15 protein-coding genes are annotated in these 22,870 nt (G+C 45.0%); 8 read left to right on the top strand and 7 right to left on the bottom strand.

The annotated features are described in order from the left end of the window. Positions 1 to 62 precede the first annotated feature (62 nt). Positions 63 to 728, top strand: a complete 666-nt coding sequence (locus ACT3TH_RS11540; RefSeq protein WP_444755979.1) for a lysophospholipid acyltransferase family protein — start codon at positions 63 to 65, stop codon at positions 726 to 728. Positions 729 to 851: 123 nt separating this feature from the next. On the opposite strand, the gene ACT3TH_RS11535 is transcribed toward ACT3TH_RS11540, so the two are convergent. Next, positions 852 to 1,634: an SDR family NAD(P)-dependent oxidoreductase gene (locus ACT3TH_RS11535; protein WP_444755978.1), complete on the bottom strand. Its 783-nt coding sequence runs from the start codon at positions 1,632 to 1,634 to the stop codon at positions 852 to 854. Positions 1,635 to 2,002: 368 nt separating this feature from the next. Here ACT3TH_RS11535 and ACT3TH_RS11530 point away from each other — a divergent pair, with 368 nt between their 5' ends. Next, positions 2,003 to 3,340 carry a hypothetical protein gene (locus tag ACT3TH_RS11530; RefSeq protein ID WP_444755977.1) on the top strand — a complete coding sequence of 446 codons (1,338 nt, stop codon included), beginning with the start codon at positions 2,003 to 2,005 and terminating at the stop codon, positions 3,338 to 3,340. A gap of 83 nt (positions 3,341 to 3,423) precedes the next feature. On the opposite strand, the gene ACT3TH_RS11525 is transcribed toward ACT3TH_RS11530, so the two are convergent. Continuing rightward, the gene (locus ACT3TH_RS11525; protein ID WP_444755976.1) at positions 3,424 to 5,172 is read right to left on the bottom strand and encodes a mechanosensitive ion channel; all 1,749 of its coding nucleotides are present in this window, start codon (positions 5,170 to 5,172) and stop codon (positions 3,424 to 3,426) included. A 461-nt stretch (positions 5,173 to 5,633) separates the two neighbouring features. Between ACT3TH_RS11525 and ACT3TH_RS11520 the strand changes: the two genes are divergently transcribed. Further along, complete coding sequence (locus ACT3TH_RS11520) at positions 5,634 to 6,365, top strand: FKBP-type peptidyl-prolyl cis-trans isomerase (RefSeq protein WP_444755986.1); 732 nt, start codon at positions 5,634 to 5,636, stop codon at positions 6,363 to 6,365. 231 nt (positions 6,366 to 6,596) lie between these two features. Here ACT3TH_RS11520 and argA read toward each other — a convergent pair whose 3' ends face one another. Continuing rightward, complete coding sequence (gene argA, locus ACT3TH_RS11515) at positions 6,597 to 7,919, bottom strand: amino-acid N-acetyltransferase (RefSeq protein ID WP_444755975.1); 1,323 nt, start codon at positions 7,917 to 7,919, stop codon at positions 6,597 to 6,599. Between the two features lie 341 nt (positions 7,920 to 8,260). Here argA and ACT3TH_RS11510 point away from each other — a divergent pair, with 341 nt between their 5' ends. Next, the gene (locus tag ACT3TH_RS11510; RefSeq protein WP_444755974.1) at positions 8,261 to 8,848 is read left to right on the top strand and encodes a hypothetical protein; all 588 of its coding nucleotides are present in this window, start codon (positions 8,261 to 8,263) and stop codon (positions 8,846 to 8,848) included. Between the two features lie 175 nt (positions 8,849 to 9,023). Here the strand turns inward: ACT3TH_RS11510 and ACT3TH_RS11505 are convergent, their stop codons facing one another. Beyond that, entirely contained in the window at positions 9,024 to 10,019 is a 996-nt protein-coding gene (locus ACT3TH_RS11505; RefSeq protein ID WP_444755973.1) for a patatin-like phospholipase family protein, read from the bottom strand. Between the two features lie 353 nt (positions 10,020 to 10,372). Between ACT3TH_RS11505 and recG the strand changes: the two genes are divergently transcribed. From recG to ACT3TH_RS11485, 4 genes are all read left to right on the top strand, one after another. Further along, positions 10,373 to 12,721, top strand: coding sequence for an ATP-dependent DNA helicase RecG (recG, locus tag ACT3TH_RS11500; protein ID WP_444755972.1), 2,349 nt, complete (start codon positions 10,373 to 10,375; stop codon positions 12,719 to 12,721). Positions 12,722 to 13,192: 471 nt separating this feature from the next. Further along, positions 13,193 to 14,536, top strand: a complete 1,344-nt coding sequence (locus ACT3TH_RS11495) for an efflux RND transporter periplasmic adaptor subunit (RefSeq protein WP_444755971.1) — start codon at positions 13,193 to 13,195, stop codon at positions 14,534 to 14,536. Further along, the gene (locus ACT3TH_RS11490; RefSeq protein WP_444755970.1) at positions 14,533 to 17,631 is read left to right on the top strand and encodes an efflux RND transporter permease subunit; all 3,099 of its coding nucleotides are present in this window, start codon (positions 14,533 to 14,535) and stop codon (positions 17,629 to 17,631) included. The genes ACT3TH_RS11495 and ACT3TH_RS11490 overlap by 4 nt, the downstream gene beginning before the upstream one ends. Before the next feature lie 313 nt (positions 17,632 to 17,944). Then, a complete protein-coding gene (locus ACT3TH_RS11485) occupies positions 17,945 to 18,559 on the top strand; it encodes a YceI family protein (protein WP_444755969.1) in 615 nt (204 codons plus the stop codon). A gap of 135 nt (positions 18,560 to 18,694) precedes the next feature. Here ACT3TH_RS11485 and ACT3TH_RS11480 read toward each other — a convergent pair whose 3' ends face one another. The 3 genes from ACT3TH_RS11480 to ACT3TH_RS11470 are packed head-to-tail and all read right to left on the bottom strand — an operon-like array spanning position 18,695 to position 22,795. Continuing rightward, positions 18,695 to 19,699, bottom strand: a complete 1,005-nt coding sequence (locus ACT3TH_RS11480; RefSeq protein WP_444755968.1) for a Csu type fimbrial protein — start codon at positions 19,697 to 19,699, stop codon at positions 18,695 to 18,697. Further along, entirely contained in the window at positions 19,696 to 22,170 is a 2,475-nt protein-coding gene (locus tag ACT3TH_RS11475) for a fimbria/pilus outer membrane usher protein (RefSeq protein WP_444755967.1), read from the bottom strand. The genes ACT3TH_RS11480 and ACT3TH_RS11475 overlap by 4 nt, the downstream gene beginning before the upstream one ends. Then, the gene (locus ACT3TH_RS11470) at positions 22,121 to 22,795 is read right to left on the bottom strand and encodes a fimbrial biogenesis chaperone (RefSeq protein ID WP_444755966.1); all 675 of its coding nucleotides are present in this window, start codon (positions 22,793 to 22,795) and stop codon (positions 22,121 to 22,123) included. The genes ACT3TH_RS11475 and ACT3TH_RS11470 overlap by 50 nt, the downstream gene beginning before the upstream one ends. Positions 22,796 to 22,870: the final 75 nt, after the last annotated feature.

Below are 22,870 nucleotides of genomic sequence, written 5' to 3'. Positions count from 1 at the left end.
TTCAACTCAGTAGCATAAGCTTGATGGTATTATATAGATATCTTTTATCATATGGTGCCGTCATGACATCGAAGGTTTTAAAACGTTCTAAAATATTGCCCAAGCTTAGCAAAGAACAGCTGGGTCATTTGGTTCCAAGACGGGGTAGCAAAATTGCACCAGTGATCGCATCTTCGCTATTGAAGGTTGCGGGTTGGCGCAATGTTGGCGAGATTCCAAATATTTCGCAAGCAGTGGTGCTAGCGCTTCCACATACTTCTAATGTTGATGGAATTTATGCTATTCCAAGCTTGTTTGCGCTGGATCTGAAAGTCAGTATTATGGCTAAGCATACTTTATTTAAAGTGCCTGTGTTTGCCCAGCTATTAAGTTGGGTAGGGGTCATTCCCATTAATCGAGAAAATAAAGGCTCCGTGCTGCAAGCAAGTATTGATAAATTCAAAACAGGTGAGCCATTGTTTTTAGGGTTGGCGCCAGAGGGTACTCGCCAATATACGGAAAGCTGGAAAACAGGCTTTTACTATTTAGCAGTGGGTGCTGGCGTGCCAATCTTACCAGTGGCCATGGACTACAATACTAAAGAAGTCCGTTTTTTGTCGCTGGTCTATCCAAGTGGTGATATCGAAGCTGACTTGCCAAAGATTTATTCGCAGTATAAAGGGGTGATTCCAAGACATCCTGAGCGTATGTCGCAGCCACTACAGGACATTAATAACTCACCCGATTAAATTGCTTATGAAGTTTTTTTTATTGAATTCTTATAGTAAAAAAGCCCCTGATACTTTGAGATCAGGGGCTTCCTTTTTATTGGAAAAATTTCAAATTTAACAGCTGTACTCTATGTAAGTTTTTTAAAATTGCGGTTGACCGTTAGATGCGTTGACACCGCCGTCAACGGGCAGGTTCACGCCCGTAATCATCGCAGCGTCATCACTCGCTAGGAATGTAATAGCCGCGGCAATATCTTCAGGTGTTGCAAGACGACCGAGGGCAGAACGGGCAAGGAATTTATCTGTCTTAGCCGTATTATCTTGAATCGCAGTCGTCATATTGGTCTTGGTCACACTTGGGTTAACAGCATTGACCCGAACGCCGTCAGGTCCATGATCTAACGCCAAAGTACGCGTTAGATTGGTCACACCCGCTTTAGCCGCATTATATGCTGCCATATTCCAGTCACCGCCCATGCCTGAAAGTGAGGACACATTGACGATATTGCCTTTGGTGGCGATTAGATACGGCATCACAGCTTTTGAGACATAAAAGTTGCCATTCAAATTGGTATTGATGGCGGTATTCCAATCCTCAGTAGACAAATCGGTGATTTTGCCTTGTATGGCTTTACCTGCGTTGTTGACTAAAACATCAACTTTGCCAAACGTGTCTATCGCCGTCTGGACCATCTCTTCTACTTGGCTTTGTACACCAATATCACAAATCACGGTCAAATAATTGTCAGTATGAATCCAAGTATTGTCTTGTGGAAACTCTTTTGCGGTCTCATTAAGTGTATCAGCGGTGCGTCCTACCAAAACAACGTTAGCCCCTTCTTGAGCAAAGCGGATGGCGGTTGCACGCCCAATACCTGATCCTGCTCCTGTTACGATAACTGTTTTTTCTTTAAAGCGCTTCATAGTAGTCAATCCTTGTTATTATATAATGATTTTTAAATAAACATGATAAATGTACCTGACAAAAGAGATAGTAAGCAATTTATGATCTGTAAGTCTGCGTACTGGCTCTATTGCTTCAATATCATCATATCAACTCATTGTTATAAAAGCGACTTAGTCTCATAGGTCTTATGTAGCTTGGTTTTCTAGAGTCTATGATATGAAAAGCACATAGCACATAGAAGGGATGACTATCAGCATAACGCTATTGCAAAAGTGTCACTTTTATCTTGAAGCAACTATAGTAGTAATACAACAATCATAAGTTTACGCTTATAAATATCGCTATACCGTAGAGTGTAACCATTCGCCAATAAAGGGTTGAAATCGTGTCTCATTCGACTACTACCACTACCACTACCACGTCCGAGCAGAGTGATCTTGCTAATGAATTAGCCTGCTATTTGCAGTCAGGTGCTGGCGAGATTGATTTCGCTACTATGTCTGCCATTGAATGCAAATACGATGCTCACTACAATGCTCGACAATACCTGTACCAATTACCATCAGGCCAGCTATCGCTGCTCGAAATGGTGCTGTACTTACCCTCCGATACTAGTTCAGCAGATATTGAAACCATACGTTTGACCACCTTAAAGACTGCTATGACATGGCACAAAACGTATGCGTCTCAAAAAAAAGCCAATGACATTGCTAGCCATGATGTTTTAGTGGTTGATATCCACTTTACTGAAGAGGCTCAAACGAGCACCAAACACATTAAGGGCAATAAAAACATAAGCGCTCAACGCGTCAAACATGGTTTTGGCGCTCGCTATTTTATGGAGCGTTTGGTCGTAGACATAGAGGATAGCGTACAGCAGTTACAAGTATTCAGCTGGCACGATTGGCATACTATACTGGATGAAGTACAGACACCCGGTGAGCTATGGCGGTTTTTGTGTCACCACCTAGTGCAGCTGGACAATTCTGCCAACAGTCAGGTACCAAGCTTTGATACAGAAGAAGCACTGGTTTCTCAGTTCTTGCGCAGCCCCTCTCTACTTACACCTGCAATTGCGGTAGACAATGCACTCGTCAAATACAGTATCCAAGATGAGCCTAATCCAGCATTGGTCGCCATGACGCTTGCTTACAGGAATAAAAGTACGACAGCGCAAATGTATCGTCAGCATCTGCAGCAAGCCGCAGCTTTATGGTCGCAGCTTAGTGTGCAAATGATAGAGACGTTCGGTGAAAAGCAGCTAGGCAATGATGACAAAGTCTCATTGGGTATGGAGCCTGTTTATTGGCAACGACAGTTATTAGATGAATCCTTGTTTTCGCGCCATGAGTTGATTCGTACCTTGTATAGACACCCTAAACAGGGACAAAAATTACAACAATCGGGTTATGTGGTGCATCAGCATTCTTACGAGAGCTTGGGTCGACACTATGTACTGATTTTTTATGGACAAGACCCAGAAGGGCAACATAGTAAAAGAGCAATTCAGCCGAATTTGGCAAAAATTGCACAGGATGTTGCTGTGCGTCTACCGATAGCTGAGCTTCATCATGTTATCGTCATGGGTATCGATTTTATCACTGAAGTTGATGAGACCTTTATTGATATTGATCTGTGGATTCAACCAGTCGAGGCAATGACCCAACGCGAGCGTCAGTTAACCAAACAATTACAGCAACTTAAACGACAAGCTCAAAAATAACAAAAACCTAAATAATAAAATCCTATAAAAAAAGACAGCCTAGGCTGTCTTTTTTTAAATGTTAGATAAAAAGTTATTACTGCTTATTTATTATTAAGGTCGTCGTTAAAACCGTTACCAGGCAATAAATGGTCATCACTAACAATGTTGTTATTACCGATGTTAGCGTTATCAAGGCTGCTATTACCAAAGCCATTAGTACCAATATTATCGTTAGCAATATCATCGGTATTAACACGTGTGGTCGTGGTGTCAACAACATCAGTACGCAAGTCAGTTACAGGCGTGCTTGGCTTTGATAGTGTGTTTTCACGAATAGAGTCAGCAAATTTTTCTTGAGTTGAGGTGCTTGGCTGAAGCGTTGATTTTGCTTTTGCCTCATCCGTTTCTCTATCCATTTTGTCTTGCATTTTACGTAAGAAGCGTGCAGCGGCTTCTTGACCACCAAGACCGAATGATAGAGCAAAAGCGACTGCGACAGCACCTAAAGTTAGACCAAACGCTAGGTTCACGATAGAGTCAGCGATACCCATAGCTTTTAGACCCATAGCAAGTACTAAGCCCATGATCAAAACACGTACGATGTTTGCTAAGAACTGTGAGCCTTGCTCAGAGCGCTCAACAACACCTGCGATGACGTTAGCAAGCCAAAAGCCAATAAACAGAACGATCGCGCCTAAGATGATATTGGCACCGAAAGCGATGAACATAGTTATGATGCCAGAGATAGCGACAAAGCCTAATAGGTCAGCCGCGGCAATGGCAGCAAACAACATAGCAAAGAAGATAATCGCATAACCAACGAGGTCAGAGATTTTCTGATCGCCCATGGTTTGTTGTAGACCAACTTTCGCAGGTAGTTGATTGATTTGTGTATTTTCAATCAAGCCTTTGATGATGTTGGCAACCATACGTATAACGTAGAAGGTAACGACTAAGATAGCCACTGCCATAAAGATGTTTGGCAATGCTTCCATGATTTTGTTTAGCATGTTTGTGGCAGGACGAGCAATCACTTCAACTTTTAGTGCATTTAAAGCTGCAATAATAGTTGGGATGATGATGACTAAAAATGCCAATGTACCAGCGATATTAGGAAGACTGTTTTGTTCATTCAAACCAGCTCTGGTAGCCAATGCTTGTACGTCAAAAGTAGAAACAAGGTTGGTCACGATACCGCGTACGATCTTGGCGATGATATAACCAACGACGAAGACCACACCCGCGAGAAGAATATTAGGAATAAAGTTGAAGATTTTATCAATCATGTTGGTAAGGGGAGCAAAGAGACCGTTTAACTCTAGTTTCCCAAGTACCATGGTCAAAACAACCAATAAGATGAACCAGTAAACCATGTCAGCAATCGTGCTGCTCATTGGTTTTACGCCAGCTTTTTCGCTCAAACGCTCGTCCATTGAGGTTTTGGCCAATGCAGCATTGATTGCTGTGCGGGCAACAGTCGCCACGACCCAACCAATAACACCAACTGCAATAGCGACGATAAGATTAGGGATAAACGCCAATACTTGGTTAACCATGTTTGCAAATGGTGCCGAGATAGAGTTTAGATTCAACTGGCTAAGTGCGCCTGAAATAGCAATGATAAAGATGAACCAAAAAACGATCTTAGAGATAATTCCCTCAAGATCGTAAGTTTTACCAGTTGAAGAATTCATACGTTGGTTTAAATTAACCTTGGATAATACACCACGTACAAGTGCTGCAACGCCAAGTGCTACTAGCCAACCAATAATAAAAATTAAAATAGCGCCAATAATAGAACCGATAGGCCCGCCAAGATAACCATTGAACGATGTATACATTGGATTCATCTTATCCTCCTTTAATCATCATATAAAAGCTGCTAAATAATATGGCATTTACCTTTATTACTAAGCGAATCTATTAAGTAGATGGTTATGATAAATAGTAATTTTTGAGTTAAATTATGCGATGATATTATAATTTTTGAGGACGTAGCCCTATCGAAAAATATCGGTTCGCATGGCATTAACTGCTTTACCACCAATATTTCAATAAACAGGATAAAAGCTTACACTCGGTTACTTATCACTTTAACTAATTCAGCTTATCTGATGTATTAGTGGATTTAAAGATAGAAAGCTTAACGTGTTGCTGTATTTGTGTGATAACTTGTTATCGTAGTGGGAAATATTAACATAGACTGTACATTAGCCCGAGAATTTCATTTGAAATATGGCTCATAAAACCCAGATTTGTTATGATGACACACGAATCAATCGATACCATTTTTATCACTCGAGAAAATCCTATGAAGAAAATCACTACCTTAAGCATTAGTGCACTTGCCAGTGCGATGTTGTTGATTACTGGTTGCAGTACCAATAACGGCAATCAAGAAACTGCCGCAAAAAGCGTTTCAATCACTGAACAAAGCCCAGCCAACGAAAAAGTTGGTTATAGCTTGGGCTATATGATGGCAGAGGGCAATAAAGAAGCGGTGCAAGATTTGGATCTTGATACGTTTGAGAAGGGCTTTCGTGATGGCTACGAGGGTAAAGACTCAGCGTTGACTCAAGAGCAAATGCAAGAAGTATTGATGGCGTATCAAAAAGAGCAAGAAGAGAAGCTTGTCAAAGATATGGAAACAAAAGCTGCTGAAAACAAAACCAAAGGCGCTGCGTTCTTAGCAGAGAATGCTAAAAAAGAAGGCGTGAAAACCACTGCTTCAGGCTTGCAATACAAAGTCATCACTCCAGGTACTGGTAAATCACCAAAAGCGACCGATGTGGTTGAAGTAAACTACGAAGGTAAATTGATCGACGGTACGGTATTTGATAGCTCTTATGAGCGCGGTGAGCCAATTGAGTTCCCATTAAATCAAGTAATCGCTGGCTGGACCGAAGGTCTACAGTTGATGAAAGAGGGCGGCAAATACGAATTTTATATCCCAGCAGACATCGCATATGGCGAAGCCGGCAATGCAGGCATTGAGCCTAACAGCACGCTTATATTCACTGTAGAGCTGTTAAAAGTAAAATAAGACGTCAAGCAGTATGTAGTAAACACGAAAAAGCCTTCATAACGATGAAGGCTTTTTTGTGGCTATAGTCAGTTCAAAATAAAATCGATACTTAATAGCAACGTGCGACTGGGTGAATTTTTCTTGCTTGCTGTTCGCGGGCGTGACAGAGGCTGCAAAAAATTTACCTTAGCAGCACTGCATCGGTTTTAGAGTAACTCGGCTATAAAATGTTTTATACACTGGCCTCAATTATAGGTTCTTTTGAAACACTTTGGAGTTGCGGCCATTGTGATACTTCTCTAAACGTGCAGCTGGTAGAGCGCTGGCTTCAACTTCAGCAAAGCCTTGCTCAACGAACCAGTGTGCTGTACGAGTCGTCAATACAAACAATTTATGCAGACCGTGACTGCGTGCTTGTTGCTCCAAAAATGCCAATAAATCAGCACCGCGACTGCCGCTTCGATAATCAGGATGTACTGCAACGCATGCCACTTCTGCTGAAGACGCATCTAGCGGATGCAGGGCTGCACACCCTAAAATCATACCGTCGCGTTCGATGACACTATATTGATCAATTTCTTGCTCTAAGCGCTCGCGTGAGCGACTGACCAAGATACCTTGCTCTTCTAGTGGCGATAGTAGTTCAATAAGTCCTACCACATCGTCGATATCGGCGCGGCGAATCTCTTCATAAGGATCGTGACTAATCAAAGTGCCAGAACCATCACGAGTGAATAATTCTTCTAATAATGCACCATCTTTGGCATAAGAGATAATGTGCGTGCGATGAACACCTTGACGACAAGCCAGACTTGCACAGTTCAAGAAGTAATTAATTTCGCAGTTCAAATCGCGGTCACGTAAAAAGCGATCGACTTCGTTTGGAATCATCTCGCGTAGCAGACGATCATTATCGTTGATACCCGTCTCTTCACCTAAGAAGATAAGCTTATCTGCACCCAGTGCTACAGCAGCGCTAAGCGCAACGTCTTCAGCCAGTAAGTTAAAGACTTCACCAGTCGCCGAGTAGCCCATCGAACCTAAAATCACGATATGGTCGTGTAATAGGTTGTTTTTAATCGCTTCAACGTCGATAGAGCGCACTTCACCCGTCATTTGGTAATCGACACCATCACGGATACCATAAGGACGGGCAGTGACAAAATTACCCGAGATAGCATCGATACGCGAGCCATACATAGGTGAGTTGGCCAGTCCCATCGATAGCTGTGCTTCAATCTGCAAACGAATCGCGCCAACTGCTTGTAAGATAGCAGGCATTGCTACCCTTGGCGTAATGCGAATATCTTGATGCAACGGAGAAGCGATACCAGTGCCATTTAGGTTGTTTTCAATCTGCGGGCGAGCACCATGTACCAATACCAGCTTGATACCCAAACTATGCAATAAAGCAAAGTCATGAATGAGGGTACTAAAATTGGGATGATTGACCGCTTCCCCACCAAACATAATCACGAACGTTTTGCCGCGATGTGTATTGATGTATGGGGCAGAGTTACGGAACCAATGAACGTATTCAGGGTTAATTTGTGGCATAGCACTAGTAGTCATAATAGAGGCAGTAATGGTTAGAATAAAAAAGGGGCGCCGCAAAAAAAATGCCGATCGCTAAAGATTTACCATAGCAAAAAACGCCGTTATGAGCTATCTTTTATTTCAGTCGTATTCATCAATTTTGCTCGCTGATGGACTATATACACAACCGCTACACGGGGTTAGTGTACGCACAAACGCTTTTTGTTATGCTAAACGCTATTGCTTAACGAGCAGTGACCAAACTACCGTGCTTCGCGTCAAGCGTGAGGTCTCGACAGGATTCAAAGTATATTAAAAGCGAGTTAGGTTATACCAGCTGCGTTTTACCGATATATTAACTAGGGATAATGAAAACCATGAAAAAAAGTAACCAATTTGCCAGTCCATTTAGTGCTTGGAGCGGGCATCGCTTGTTTCACGTTGTGGCTGGTACGCTCATCGGTGCAATGGTCGTGACACAAGCGTCGGCTATATTGCCAACACCAGAACAAGCTGTTGATGGTTCTGTTGCGCTTCAAGCAAATGCCAACAATAACACTCGTTCAAGCGCACAAGCCGTCAATAGTAAAATTACCGCTTCATTGATTAGCGCTGATGCGAATGGTCAAGAGGTTTTGGTTCCAGTTAATGCCAGCACACGTTTGCAGTCAGGTAATGTCTTAGAGTATCAAGGGTATTTTACCAATACCAATGCAGACCGTGTCCGTAAAATGACGGTTACCATGAGTATCCCTGAGCAAGTAGAGTTACTGAAAACGGTTTCACCTGACTTTCCTTATGGCAGTGCAGATGGCAATACATTCGCTCGTATGCCTTTGCGCGGAAAAGTAGACAACCAGTTGCAAGAAATTCCATTAAAGTACTACAAAGCTGTGCGTTGGGATCTTGAAGGTGTTGGTCTTAATGACACAGTAGTCGTTAAATACCGTGCGCGTGTTAAGTAAGTTAGGCCTTTGATATGCATGGCGCTATACATAGTCGATTCAAGATAAAAGAGTGACGCATTTTTTATATTAAATAGACTATAAAAAAGCACCACAGTTTATGGCTGTGGTGCTTTTTTTGTTAAACAATATACCGTTTATAGTGTCATTCTTTGATGTGCTATTCATTAATACACTAAAGCATGGCGTATTTGCTCTCAGATTTTTGTTTGATCAGCTGTTTGATGGCAGCAATCTGTGGCGTCGTGGCTTGCGCTCCAGCAGTAATGAATGCGCGGCGCTGGCGAGTATCGATTGAGCTTATGTGTCCGACATCAGGAGTAATAACGATATCGGCGCGATCACGCTCATAACGTATGGATGCGGTGCGATTGGTACTTGGCTGAGCAGCAATGCTATTTTCCAAAAATCCCCAAAAGCTGCTCAATGAGTTTAAGGTTGGTATTTTATTGGCAGCAGGCGTGCTACCTTTGATATTGGTAGCGGTCACATCGACAGCAATGACAATATCAGCGCCCAAATCACGTGCGCTATCAACTGGTACCAAGCTGACCACACCGCCATCGATGTATTTTTTACCGACTTTTTCAGGGATACGAGGGGCGATAAAAATATTGGGAATGCTACAAGATGCTTGTACGGCAAGACCCGCATCGCCTGTAGTAATGACGGCTTTGGTTAAGGTATGCTTTTCGGCCGCGACCGCCGCAAAGCGGATTGGAAAATCTTCTATTGCTCGCCCGCCCACTTTATTATTGATGAAATTTTTGAGCTTGATGCCTTCAATAAAGCCTTGATTGGATAAGACAAAGTCGGTCAATTCGACGTCAGTCGTGGTCAATGCCAACTGCTCAAGCTGCGTTGGTGTATAGCCACTAGCATATAAACTGCCTACCAAACTGCCAACGCTGGTGCCTACGATTAATGTAGGCGTGATGCCTTGTTCCTCCAATGCTTTAATGACGCCCACATGAGCAAAGCCTTTGGCACCGCCACCGCCCAATACTAAAGCAACAGTCGGCCGCTCGATCTCAGGTGCTAAGGACGCTGTGCTGGTCGTTGAAGTCAATGTACTACAAGCACTAATAGGCAAGCCCAATGCAGCCAGCATACTCACACGCATAAATACGGAATGATGGCGGTATTGGTGATGGTTAGCCTGAGCAGACATAAAAAAGACCTTATATAATTGCCATAATGTAGAAAAGACGCTGTCAGTTGTTGGTATGATATAACTGACGGATGTATCTTTAAATCTTTATTAAGCAGTATCACTAAATAGCGAAATATAAGCAACTGTAGTCGATTCATCTTAAAGAGAGTACGGTTCTACTGGTGTGAATTTTGCGAAGCCTTTGTCACGCTTGTGAACAGCCAGCGAGGAAGATCTATACCAGTAGAACATGATGACCGTATGTACCACTTTTATTTAGACCTGACTATATACCAAACCCAAAAATATGGCTGGTGGCGTCAAACCCGCTTGGTCCACTAAATTTAATCATCACATCGTTGGAATTTTTGATGTCATTATCCGCTAGCCACTCGTCCATTCATTCATCAGATCATGTCAGATCTGATCGGCCAGTCTCGGCGCTCGATATGCCGGTGACGGCGCTGGCAGGCGTTGGATTGAAAGTCGCAGAGCAGTTGGCACAATTGAACATCAAGCGGATATTTGATTTGCTGCTGCATTTGCCGCGTGATTATGAGGATCGGAGTCGATCGTTGTCCATCGCGGAGGTGGGTCATGGGCAATCTGCGCTCATCACGGGGCGTGTGGTACATGTTGATAATAAACGCAGCGGTATGACGGTCGTGATAGATGATGATACAGCTACGGTGTCTTTGCGGTTTTTTAAGGTCTATCCTGGTCTTGCCCAAACGATGAGCTTGGGTACGCGGTTGCAATTGTTTGGCGAAGTCAAAGTGAGTCGTTACGGCAAGCAGATGAGTCATCCCGAATACCAAATCATAACGGATAATGCGCCCATCACTAATACGGGTTTACAGCCCATTTATCCCAGTGTCAAAGGCTTGCACCAAAATAAGCTGCGCACCTTGATTAAACTGGCTTTGCAGACGGTTCGTAGCCAAGGTCTGCCTATGACGCTATTGACGACGGCTGATTTTGACGTAGTGGCTGATTTGCCTTTGGCGCCTTTTGAGCCAACGAAAGTAGTTGCGGTAGAGACGTATCCAGAAGATATATTTTCTACGTTGGCGCGTAGTGTGCCGGATAATAGTGTCCATAAAACCAATCCCAATGCTAATGTCACCAGCCATGATGTCAATGGTAGTGGCAGTCCCGAAGCTGCTAAAACAGCCAACAGTAATGTCTACAACTTGACGATATTTGAAGCGTTGGTATTGCTTCATACGCCGCCCACTTATACGGACGCCCGTCAGCAGTATAAACTGTTAACTCAGCTGAGCGCCCGTACTCATGCCGCCTGCCAGCGTTTGATTATTGAAGAGTTGGCTGCTCATCAGCTCAGCTTATTATATCGTCGCCAGCAGTTGCATCAGCATAAAGCGCCCAAGTGCGCTACCAAAAGTCCGCTGGCCGATGCGTTGTTTGGCGCACTGCCTTTTGATTTAACAGGCGCACAAAAACGAGTCATGAAAGACATCACTGCGGATATGGCACTTTCAATTCCGATGCTTCGATTGGTACAAGGTGATGTAGGCGCTGGCAAGACGCTGGTCGCAGCAGGGGCAGCAGGCTATGCACTCGATAGTGGTTGGCAAGTGGCGGTCATGGCACCGACAGAAATCTTGGCCGAGCAGCATTTACTCAATTTTAAAAACTGGTTTGAGCCATTGGGCATCGGTGTTGGTTGGCTGGCGGGTAAGCAAACCGCGAAGCAGCGCCGCGAAGCGTTGGAAGCAGTGAGCGAGAATACCGTACAAGTCGTCGTCGGAACGCATGCCCTGTTTCAAGAGCAGGTACAATTTGCCAAATTGGGGTTGGTCATTATCGACGAGCAGCATCGGTTTGGCGTCGAGCAACGTATGGCACTGACCAATAAAGGCGTGGCTAATAGTACGCCGCATCAGCTGATTATGACGGCAACCCCGATTCCGCGTACGCTTGCGATGAGTGTTTATGGTGATATGGATACGTCAATCATCGATGAGCTACCGCCTGGACGTACACCTATTACGACTGTCACCATTGACCGCAACCGCCGCGATGAGGTGATAGAGCGCATTGCGATTAATTGCGCAGCAGGTAGGCAAGCATATTGGGTTTGCTCACTGGTAGAAGAATCTAGTGTACTGGATGCGCAAGCGGCTGAAGCGACGTATGAAGACTTGAATGAGCGCTTGGATATCCGTATTGGACTCGTACACGGCAAAATGAAGTCCGTTGAAAAACAAGCCATCATGCAAGCATTTAAATCGGGCAATCTGGATTTATTGATTGCCACAACGGTCATCGAAGTGGGGGTTGATGTCCCCAATGCGTCACTGATGGTTATTGAAAATGCGGAGCGCTTAGGTCTGTCACAATTACATCAGCTGCGCGGGCGAGTGGGGCGCGGCTCGACCAAGAGCTTTTGTGTCCTGCTTTATCAAAAGCCTTTGTCTGAAACAGGCACTGAGCGTTTAAATGTCCTGCGTGACAGCACAGATGGCTTTGTCATCGCGCAAAAAGACTTAGAGCTACGCGGACCGGGTGAGCTTTTGGGCAAACGTCAAACGGGTAATGTGGGTTATTACTTGGCCGATCTCATTCGTGATGAGCAATTATTTGCAATTGCCCAGCGCTTGGCCAAGCATTTAATTGCCGACCCTACGCGCAAAGCAGATGTCAGCCAGCTTATTCATCGCTGGATGCCAGAGGCCAGTCGTTATACCAATGCGTGATATAAGTAGTAGGTTTGAAGGGTCTATTAAAAAAGTAAAACATTCTTCAAATACAACGTTCTTCAAATATTTTGACCCCTACAATTACTTGACCGAGTGTATTGATGTCCTATTTTTATAAACCATCAGTTGTTTTAAGAAGTTTTTCGTATTAGCGTCTTTTGAGTAACTGCCAAGTTTAGAAACATAAAACACTAAATATCAAATGAGGTCTAAGTATGTGCTATTCTCAATAGCTTTACAGACTATTGTAATAATAAACAGCAAGTTAGCACGCTATATACCTTTACGATAAATGTGCTTCATTATAAAGCCACTTAAAATTTTGTTAATTAGCATCACGTCAACATTGCCTGATTTTTGAGCGTTCCCTGAGTTCTGATGGTCATTGTGACTTATCAATCTCAATTTTTCAGATTTAAACTCCGAACATTTCAGTTTTATTATTGCCTGTACTTATAGAGAGTGATCATGAGCGATCTTAAAGAAACCAATCCCAAGCCGTCCGCTGATCCTGAGCTACCACCGTATCGTCAGTCTAATTCGGTGGCAAACAAATCACCTTCAAAGCTGCCATTGTGGTTGTTACCCGTATTGGTAGCGGTATTGATCATTGGAGTGCTGCTTGGAAAGTATTGGGGCGGTGATGATAAAACCGTGACAGAGGAGTCGCCAACTTCTAGCGAGGCGCTAAGTGATCGCAAAAACGTTGGTGATGCGAGTACTGAGCCCGCTGTTCTCTCCGTCGAAACGATCATGCCAAACCAAGATGATATTGGTGCCACTTTAAGTGCTGATGGGACAATCAATGCCAAAGATACAGCGAATGTGAGTGCCAGAGTGAGTGGTGTCGCTATTGAGCAGATATTGGTTGAAGAGGGCGATCGCGTCAAAGCCGGTCAAGTATTGGCAGTGTTTGATACCGATGCCATGCAGCAGCAAGTTTTGCAAGCAGAAGCCGATGTGGCGGAAGCAGAAGCGACGCTCGCCAATGCCAGTGCGGATGCCGCGCGAGTCCTACCATTGATAGATATTGATGCTATCAGTAAGCAAGAAGCTGATCGTTATCGTACCTCCGAGGTTAGAGCTAGAGCGGCCTTACAAGCATCAAGGGCGCGCCTAAGCAATCAGCGTTTGACGCTAAAAAATGCCAGTGTCATTGCACCAGTCAGTGGCGTTATTAGCGAAAAAATGGTAGAAGTTGGTATGGTTGCTGGTGGTGATCCTTTATTTACGATTATCAAAGGCGGCGTTTTGGAATGGCGGGCTGAGATTGATCCTAAGCTAGTTAGCGACATCACGGTTGGTACACCCGTACGCGTCAGCTTGCCAGATGGCGATTCGGTCACAGGGCAGGTGAGCCGTATTGCACCAACTGCGGATAACAACCGTCAGATTACTATTTATGCCAGCCTAGCTGCCAATCCAAAAGTACGTGCAGGTATGTTTCAAACGGGTGAATTCTTATTGGGCAGTGCCAGTATGCAAACGGTTCCTAATAGCGCAATCGTGAGCAACGATGGTTACGATTACGTGATGTTGGTCACCAACATCACGACTCAAAATGGTACGAGCGTCGGCCGTATTAAGCAGCAGCGGGTGACGCTTGGTGAGCGACTGGGTGACAACGTAGCGATCACCGAGCCACTACCTAGCGACAGTCAAATTGTAAAGCAGGGCGGTAGCTTTTTAAATGATGGCGATTTGGTGCGGATTGTGAATCGTACGAACCCAGCTGGCAATCAAGCGACCGTTGAATCAGAGGTTAATAACGGTAGATCAACCACTGGCACAGCCACGCAGGCGCGCGCATGAGTGTAAATGTCTCAGCTTATTCGATTAGAAACCCGCTGGTTGCTATCTTGTTGTTTGTACTGCTGACGCTCGGCGGTATCTACGGCTTTATGCAGATGAAGGTACAGCAATTTCCAGACATTGACTTGCCAGCAGTTGTGGTCACCGTGACATTGCCAGGTGCCGCTCCTGCACAGCTCGAAAATGATATTGCAAAAAAGGTAGAAAATAAGCTTACCAGTATTGAAGGCGTCAAGCACATTAGGACGACGTTACAAACTGGGGCGGCTACGATGGTCACTGAATTTGTCTTAGAAAAAGACATTCAAGAAGCTGTCGACGATGTACGCTCGGCTGTTGGTGAGGTACGTGGTGATCTGCCTGCCGCTGCCAATGACCCAATCATCACCAAAGTTTCAACAGCAGGGTTTCCGGTCGTAACTTATTCTGTTTCTGCTGAAAACATGAGTGTAGAGGACCTATCATGGTTTGTGGATGACACTGTCACCAAACGTCTCTCTGATATACCGGGTGTCAGTACGGTCGGCCGTATTGGCGGGCTTCAGCGTGAGATTACTGTCGCCGCTGACCCTATTGCACTGAGCGGTCTAAAATTTTCTATAGCGCAGTTGTCAGATCAAATAGCGGGTATTCAGCAAGACAGCTCAGGTGGTGAAGCAGAAGTAGGTAAAGCCACGCAGACTATTCGTGTACTTGGGGCTGTTGAGCGCGCCAGTGAGTTAAATGATTTACAAATTGCTGTCCCTACAGGTGGTACGCAAGCCCTCGGGCGCATGGCACAAATCACAGATGGCCCAGCTGATCCAAGCTCCATCGCCAAGCTCGATGGTCAAACAGTTGTGGCATTTAACATCACTCGATCGCGGGGAGCCAGTGAAGTTGATGTGATGGCACTGGTCGATGCAGAGCTGGCAGAGTTGACCGCAGATACGGGCAATATCAGTATCGAAAAAGTCTATGATCGAGCAACGCCCATCGCTGAGGATTATCAAGCGTCATTACGCATGTTGATTGAAGGTGGTCTATTAGCAGTCGTGGTGGTCTTCTTATTCTTACGCAATATTCGCGCGACCATCGTGGCGGCCGTTGCATTACCCCTGTCCGTCATTCCGACCTTTTTGGGTATGTACTTATTTGGCTTTAGTCTCAATATCATCTCCTTGCTCGCCTTGTCATTGGTGATTGGTGTATTAGTCGATGATGCTATCGTCGAAGTCGAAAATATCATCCGGCACTTGCGTATGGGTAAGACGCCTTATGAGGCCGCGATGGAAGCGGCAGATGAGATTGGTTTGGCTGTGGTTGCAACGACCTTTACCTTGATTGCAGTATTTTTGCCCACCGCTTTTATGGGCGGTATTGTTGGGCAGTTTTTCCGTCAGTTTGGTTGGACAGCCGCTTTATCGATATTTGCGTCATTGATGGTCGCGCGTCTTATCACTCCAATGATGGCGGCATATATATTACGACCAGAAAAAAAGCATGTCGAAAAACAAAGCGCGACGATGGATTGGTATCTCAAGATAGTCGCGTGGACCCTGCGACATCGCTGGCTGACGATGGGCGCAACCTTGGTACTGTTCATGGCGTCATTGACACTCGTGAAGTTACTGCCAACGTCTTTTATTCCGGACAATGATATTGATCAAACTCGTGTGGAGATTGAGCTGACGCCTGACGTGGCATTAGAAGACACGGAGCGAGTTGCGGCGCTGGCAAGCGAGCGGATTTTAGCCATGCCTGAAGTGACAAATATCTTTACGTCAGTAGGCGAAGCTCAGGCAACGATGGACTCAAACTCTAGTGGCAGCGGCAAGGCAGAGAATATTGCTGGTTTAGATGTTGTGCTTGCACCAAGAGCTGAGCGTGGTTCTAAACAAGAGATTGAACAGAAAATAAGCAGAGTATTGGCAGAAGTGCCGGGTGCACGCTTTACGGTCGGTCTATCGAGTGGCGGTGAAAGCGGTTATAACTTCTCGATGACCAGTACCAATCCACAACTGCTTGAGCAGACTGCTCAACAAATCATGTCAGAGATTCGGGGTTTGCCGAGTGCAGGTTCAGTGACCAGCGACCGCAGCCTACCGCGTCAAGAACTGACAGTCACACCAAACAGACTGGCAATGGCGGACAAAGGCGTCACCACGCAAGATATTGCGACGACGCTACGTGTGGCGACTGTAGGCGATTATGAACAGCGTTTATCCAAACTCAATCTAGACACGCGGCAGATTCCTATTGTGATTCGTCTACCAGATGTAGCCAAGCAAAATGTCAGTCAGCTAGAAGGCCTATATGTACCAAGTTCACAACCATCGGATCAAGGCGTGCGTGTGGGTGAGGTCGCTGCTCTAGATTTTGGTACAGGGCCTGCACAAATTAGCCGGCTTGATCGAGAGCGTGCCATCAGTATTACAATCCAACCAGCAGGTGGCGAGCTTGGGGATTTGGTACAAGCAGTCAAAGCTGTCCCTACTATGCAAAACTTACCACCTTCGATTACGATTATTGATCAAGGTCAAGCGGAGAATATGGCCGAGCTATTTAGTGGCTTTGTGATCGCGATGTCGGTCGGGGTAGTCTGTATTTTAGGTGTGCTTATTTTATTGTTTGGCCGTATATTACAACCGTTCACCATCTTGATGGCTTTACCACTCTCTATTGGTGGGGCTTTTGTGGGCTTGGTTATTACCAATAGTAGTCTCTCCATGCCATCCATGATCGGTTTTATTATGCTCATGGGCATTGCGACCAAAAACTCTATCTTGCTGGTCGATTATGCTTTGATTGCGCAGCGTCGCGGCCTCGAGCGTTTTGAAGCGATTATTGATGCGTGTCGTAAGCGGGCGCGTCCCATTATTATGACTACCATTGCCATGGGTGCCGGTATGTTGCCATTGGTGTTTGGTTGGGGAGATGCTGACCCTACATTTAGGCGTCCGATGGCAGCGGCGGTACTAGGTGGTCTGGTGACGTCTACGTTATTGAGCTTAGTGGTTATTCCGGTTGTTTATACATTGATGGACGATTTGTCAGGTTGGTTTGCTAAATGGCTTAAACCAAGTAATGAAAAAAGCACCGCTATTGAGAAATAACTTTGGTTTATGATTTTAATATAATCAATCCTAGATAAAGTGGATACACGACATCCTGACGCAGGACTGGTACAAATTTTTCTTGCTTGCTGTGCCTTCGCAGCTCGATGCTGCAAAAAATTCATTCTAGTCCTGCTGTATCCTTTTTATATTGACCTGACTATAGGCTATGGCAATGAGTTTGATGATGATTCAGATGATATTGATCAATCAGTATGATCTTATCGATTATATATAAAATGAATATAAGAACAGTGGTCAATCACAGAGGATGCGATTGACCAAACATCAACTGCCACAAAGGAATGTCATTATGCGTCGATTATTATTTTCAAAGAACGCCCAATTTTATTGTAAACCGCTAGCAGGTATAGTTCTGAGTGCATTGATGGTTGCTAGCAGTCATGCTGCTACCTATCATATAGATCCTACCCATACCAATGTACGCTTCGCTATTGATCACTTTAAGACGTCGACCAATACTGGCGGCTTTTACAATTTAACGGGTCAGCTTGAGTATGATCCAGCGGCCAAGATAGGTAATATCTTACTTACCATTCCGTTAAATAGCTTAATGACAGGTGATAAAGCTTTTGATATAGCGCTTAAAAGCCCAGATTTTTTTGATATTGAAAAGTTTCCATTGGCGCATTTTGAATCTACCAAATGGTATTTTCAGACAGATAAAAATCGCTCAGCAGTCACCAAAGTAGACGGTACGCTCACGTTGCATGGCAAGACCAATCCAGTCACTTTAACGGCCACAAAATTCAACTGCTATTTGAGTTATGTATTGAAAAAATCAGTGTGTGGTGGTGACTTTACGACGACCATTGACCGAACGAAGTGGGGCATTAGTAAGTATACTTTGTTGGGTATCACAGAAAAGGTTGATCTAACCATTCAGATTGAAGCGGCAAAGCAGTAATGGTAAAAATTATTTATATTTATTAATGTATAAGGCATCTAAAAAGGCCGAGACTTAATCCTATGTCTCGGCCTTTTTGTGTGAGCAATAGCGCTTCATCTTACTAGCGAGTTTCCAACTAAAACAGTAAATCTACTAATAATTTACGTTAATGGTTACTGTGTCAGAATAGCTGGCAGGCTTAACATCGGAGTTCGGAACGTTAACGTAGACGGTGTGTGTTTGTGCGCCACCATTGCCTTGGCCAGTAACGCCATTGGTTAAAGTCGCGTAGGTGTTACCGTTATTGCCCCATATCGTACCCGTTGGGTTTGAAAGTAGTTGGTAAGGTAGCTTATAAGTTTTACTTACTGTATCGGTCATAACACCTTGACCATTAATATCACCATTTGATGGCGCTAATCCAATGTTGTACAGAGCACCATTGGTGCAAGTCATATTGATAGCCTCATTGTTGCTACCTGTAAAATTAGTCGTACTTGCTGGATGACTGCCAAGGAGGACATTAGAGGTGGTGTTTATTTTACAGGTATTGACGACGGTGGCTTGTACTTTAAACGGGAACTGATTTTGCTCATAGACTCCTGTTTCGCACCCAAACGGTGTTGGCTCAACATTGGATTGATACGTGAGTATCTTGTGATTAACACTAAAATCACTGCTGTAGATTCCTTGGGTAGCCAAAGTATTGCCAAAGCCTGGCAGTAAAGAGAATTTAATCACTACACTGTCAGTAACCGTTGTATTGGAAGGAATGAGGAATGAGGGCGTTTGGTATACAGAGTCGCGACTATCTCCCCAAGGCTGGCCATTCGGTAATGTCATGGTAAATGCCAATCTAGAGGAATTAGGTCCAGTCATATAACGCGGATTTAACGAATTACTGTTGTCGCTATCGCTAACGCCAAGGCAGACCGATGCATATCTATCTGATGGCTCACTATTGGTGCAACGATAAGTCAATGTGCCCGTAATGCTTTCATCGTTGGCGTTAGCAGGTGTAATAGTATTGCTAATGTTTACCGTATTGGTATTCATACTTGTTGTACAAGTCACGTCCGCTTGCGCACTATCAATAGACAACCACAACGTGACTGGCAACACTAATAAGCCGTAACGCCATTGCAGTAATTTCATCATGGTTGTTCCTTTTGGCAAATGAAAGGACCAATGAGTGGAATCTCATCACCCTGCTTAGTATACTCAAAATGCACCGTGCAAACGCCATCCTCAGGGGTCGTCACCTCAAGTATATTATGCTCATCGAGTGTGTCCAAATATACCTCTCCATCAAAACCAACGACGGTCGAAGGCACTTCTGTGTTCGTGACTAATCGTACTTGACTGCCAAGAGGAAGCGGCTGATTATCTCTATCGACTAAGATAACAGAGGCAGAGCGCACGGGCGTGATGCCAAAAGCGACAAGGACGCCCGCACGATCAGTAGGTGTCGCTTCAATACTCACCTTATCGATACGCAAATCTGCAGGCAACTGTAATGAATCAATACCGATCTTGTTGTCTTGATAAGCGTTTAACGGTGACACTAACAACAGACCGCGGCTATTGGTCGTACCAATAGGACTGTTTTGTAATAATACGGGCACATTAGCGATGCCGCCTGTGGAGACTACGGCAAAACCATTATTGATTTGACGCGCAGCAAAGAGTCCGCCGCCCATACGTACCAAGGCACCTGAAGCACTAACGTAGCTGGCGTAATTTTCGCCGTTGCTACTGATACCTGCTTGCGCTTGACCGTAGCGTCCAAGGTAATTTAACTCAGCGAGACCATTCGTACTGCCGCCTCTATCCGTGTTGTTATCTTCTAAGTTGTGCCGCGCTTGTGTTCGCCAGCCGATACCACCTGCACTTGGCGCTGAGCGCGATGCTTCAGCTGCAAAAAAGGTATTATTATTGTTGTGTTGTAAGCTATTGCTTAACGATATATTGCGATCTAATGATAAGGAGGCGCTAACAAAGGCGCTGTTATTATCGGTGTTATTGATATCGTGATTATAGTTGGCATTCAAGCTTAACCTGCGTCCAAAAGACTTAGACCAATAAGCACTGGCAAATTGGGTGGTTCCGAGCTGGGCCTGTGCTACCTGATTATAACTCACACCAAAACGGCCAAAAGACTGGGTACTATAACCAGTTGAGATCTGCTCACTTCGGCGCACAGGGGCAGAGCCATATTGCGTGCCTACATCGCGGTAGTCACCATTAGTACCCGTGGCACCTAAACCAATATTGAAGCGATTGTTATTCCATGAGTAGTTGGCACTATACTGCGTGCCACTTCGATTTTGACTCTTGCTGCCCGCTAAAGAGACAAACAATATACCGCCTGTGCTACCAAGCAGCCACGTGCCACCAACACCTGCATTACTGAGACCGCTGGTGACCTCAGCATGAGTCTCTGCGGTAAAGTGGTCGTTCACCCCGTAACGCCATGTTGCACTGGCGGCAATATCGCTACCGTAATCGAAAGAATCAAAACCGTAATTTTCACGCACAACGCCAAGCTCTATTGACCAATCAGCAAGTCCAGGTTGTAATAAACGATGCACATCATATAAAGAAAAGTTAAGTGTGGAGCTTTGCCCTAGTGCATCAGTGACAACCAGCTGAGCCGTACCCGCACCACTGAAGCTAGGTGCTGTATTGAGCTCAAACGGTCCAGCAGGTACTTCACCACTATACTGTTTGAGACCGTTTACATAGAGCTCTACTGCTGAAGGCAGTGTGGCTTCACCAAAAAATGAAGGCAATGGTGTGGTCGACCGATATGGTTGGAGATCAAAATTAGTACCAATTTGTAGACCACCCAAACGCGTGGATCGTGTCCATGACAGAGAGCCTGTGAGGATATCGCCTGCACGAAATGTCAGGAGTTTGTCTGGAAATGATTCACTCCAACTGGTATCCAAGCGCACTGTACGGCTGTCCCAGTCTTTGCGGTTATCGTTACTATTAGCCGAGTGATTGGCAGTGGTTAAAGCAGTGGAACTAAGCACACCAAGCTCGTTAAACGCGCGCAGCTCTGTGTAAGCGCTAAGGCTTTTGGCGCTATTTTGAGTTTGCGTGCCATAAATATTATAGTTAATCAACATACCGGGCGATGCTTTGGGCTGCGGACGCTTATCGGTACGTGTGCTACGAACAGTAGTGTCCAAATTGAGCATGGCTAAAGGTGCAATAAGGTTAAGCGTTTGCTGGCGAGCATCATAATTAATTTTGAGGTCAGGCAAGCTATTTAACGATACGATGTCGGTAGTATTGGAAGGAATTACAAAGCCAAGCTTTTGTAAAATTTGGGTACTTGCCCAAAGCTCGTTTTCACGGAAGTAAAAATGCGTCAAGCCTGCACTGGCGCCATTTAGCGTGACATCTAGATATAGATCTAGCCCAGCCTCATTATCAGGGCTGTAATTGTCTAAATTGAGTTGGGAGAGTTTGGTGTCGTCAATGTCTGTAGGAGTAACATTTTTGGAAGCAATGCCATTCAGTTCTACAGCGTGGCTGACAGATACCACCACGCACTGTAGAAAAACTGCTTTAACGAATGGACGGGTCCATCGTGACGTCTGGTGTCGTCTGAGTGCCATTCATCATAACCTTGAATTTACCGCCTGCCGTCAGTGCAGAGGGCGGCATTTTCAGCGTCCAGTTCATAGTCGCACCGGGTAACACATACCCTAGCAGCCCTGGATTGATCACTGTACTATTGCCTGCCGTATCCACAAAGCTAAGCCCTGATAATTTAGCATAGCCATTGCCACTGTTACTGACGCGGAGTTTTACCGCTTTGCCATCCGGTTGCAGATGGGTACTCCACTGCAACTTAGGGCTGGTCTTAGTCACCCCAACCGGCTGTACAAAGACGGGCAAAGAGTAGCTCAGCGCAAATTGTAAGCCTGTCGTTTGATTGGCAGACTTAATCGGTATTTCATTGACCAAAATACGATAAGCGTCCTCTACTGCGCCCGTGCCTTGCGGCGGTGCCTTGGCGCGGATGATGCGGATGAGTTGTTTTTCACCCGGTTTTAGCTCAATCATGGGTGGACTGGCCAACAGTCCTCGCGAAGGGGTGAGCTGATCGCCCTGTTCATCCTGCAACCACTGATACACACGCACTTGCGCATGTACCATATCTTTACCAGAATTACTGAGCGTCAGACCACTGGCTGTCTCCCGAGCTTGTAAGCTTAAGGAGATCGGAGAGACCTGCAAGCCGCTTGCCATTGTCAAACTAGATGACAGGAGCAAGCTTGATATAAATAAAGGTTTCGCGATATAGCGTGACCA

It is taken from the genome of Psychrobacter sp. AOP22-C1-C5, from assembly GCF_052378885.1.
Taxonomy (GTDB): domain Bacteria; phylum Pseudomonadota; class Gammaproteobacteria; order Pseudomonadales; family Moraxellaceae; genus Psychrobacter.
Note: the sequence above shows the minus strand (reverse complement) of the source record. Positions and strands in the feature narration are given on the sequence as shown.

Bases quoted from the DNA above. Each gene is read 5' to 3' on its own strand.
- ACT3TH_RS11540 (WP_444755979.1), top strand. From the start codon at position 63: ATGACATCGAAGGTTTTAAAACGTTCTAAAATATTGCCCAAGCTTAGC.
- ACT3TH_RS11535 (WP_444755978.1), bottom strand. From the start codon at position 1,634: ATGAAGCGCTTTAAAGAAAAAACAGTTATCGTAACAGGAGCAGGATCA.
- ACT3TH_RS11525 (WP_444755976.1), bottom strand. From the start codon at position 5,172: ATGAATCCAATGTATACATCGTTCAATGGTTATCTTGGCGGGCCTATC.
- ACT3TH_RS11520 (WP_444755986.1), top strand. From the start codon at position 5,634: ATGAAGAAAATCACTACCTTAAGCATTAGTGCACTTGCCAGTGCGATG.
- argA (WP_444755975.1), bottom strand. From the start codon at position 7,919: ATGACTACTAGTGCTATGCCACAAATTAACCCTGAATACGTTCATTGG.
- ACT3TH_RS11510 (WP_444755974.1), top strand. From the start codon at position 8,261: ATGAAAAAAAGTAACCAATTTGCCAGTCCATTTAGTGCTTGGAGCGGG.
- ACT3TH_RS11505 (WP_444755973.1), bottom strand. From the start codon at position 10,019: ATGTCTGCTCAGGCTAACCATCACCAATACCGCCATCATTCCGTATTT.
- recG (WP_444755972.1), top strand. From the start codon at position 10,373: ATGTCATTATCCGCTAGCCACTCGTCCATTCATTCATCAGATCATGTC.
- ACT3TH_RS11495 (WP_444755971.1), top strand. From the start codon at position 13,193: ATGAGCGATCTTAAAGAAACCAATCCCAAGCCGTCCGCTGATCCTGAG.
- ACT3TH_RS11490 (WP_444755970.1), top strand. From the start codon at position 14,533: ATGAGTGTAAATGTCTCAGCTTATTCGATTAGAAACCCGCTGGTTGCT.
- ACT3TH_RS11485 (WP_444755969.1), top strand. From the start codon at position 17,945: ATGCGTCGATTATTATTTTCAAAGAACGCCCAATTTTATTGTAAACCG.
- ACT3TH_RS11480 (WP_444755968.1), bottom strand. From the start codon at position 19,699: ATGATGAAATTACTGCAATGGCGTTACGGCTTATTAGTGTTGCCAGTC.
- ACT3TH_RS11475 (WP_444755967.1), bottom strand. From the start codon at position 22,170: ATGGCACTCAGACGACACCAGACGTCACGATGGACCCGTCCATTCGTT.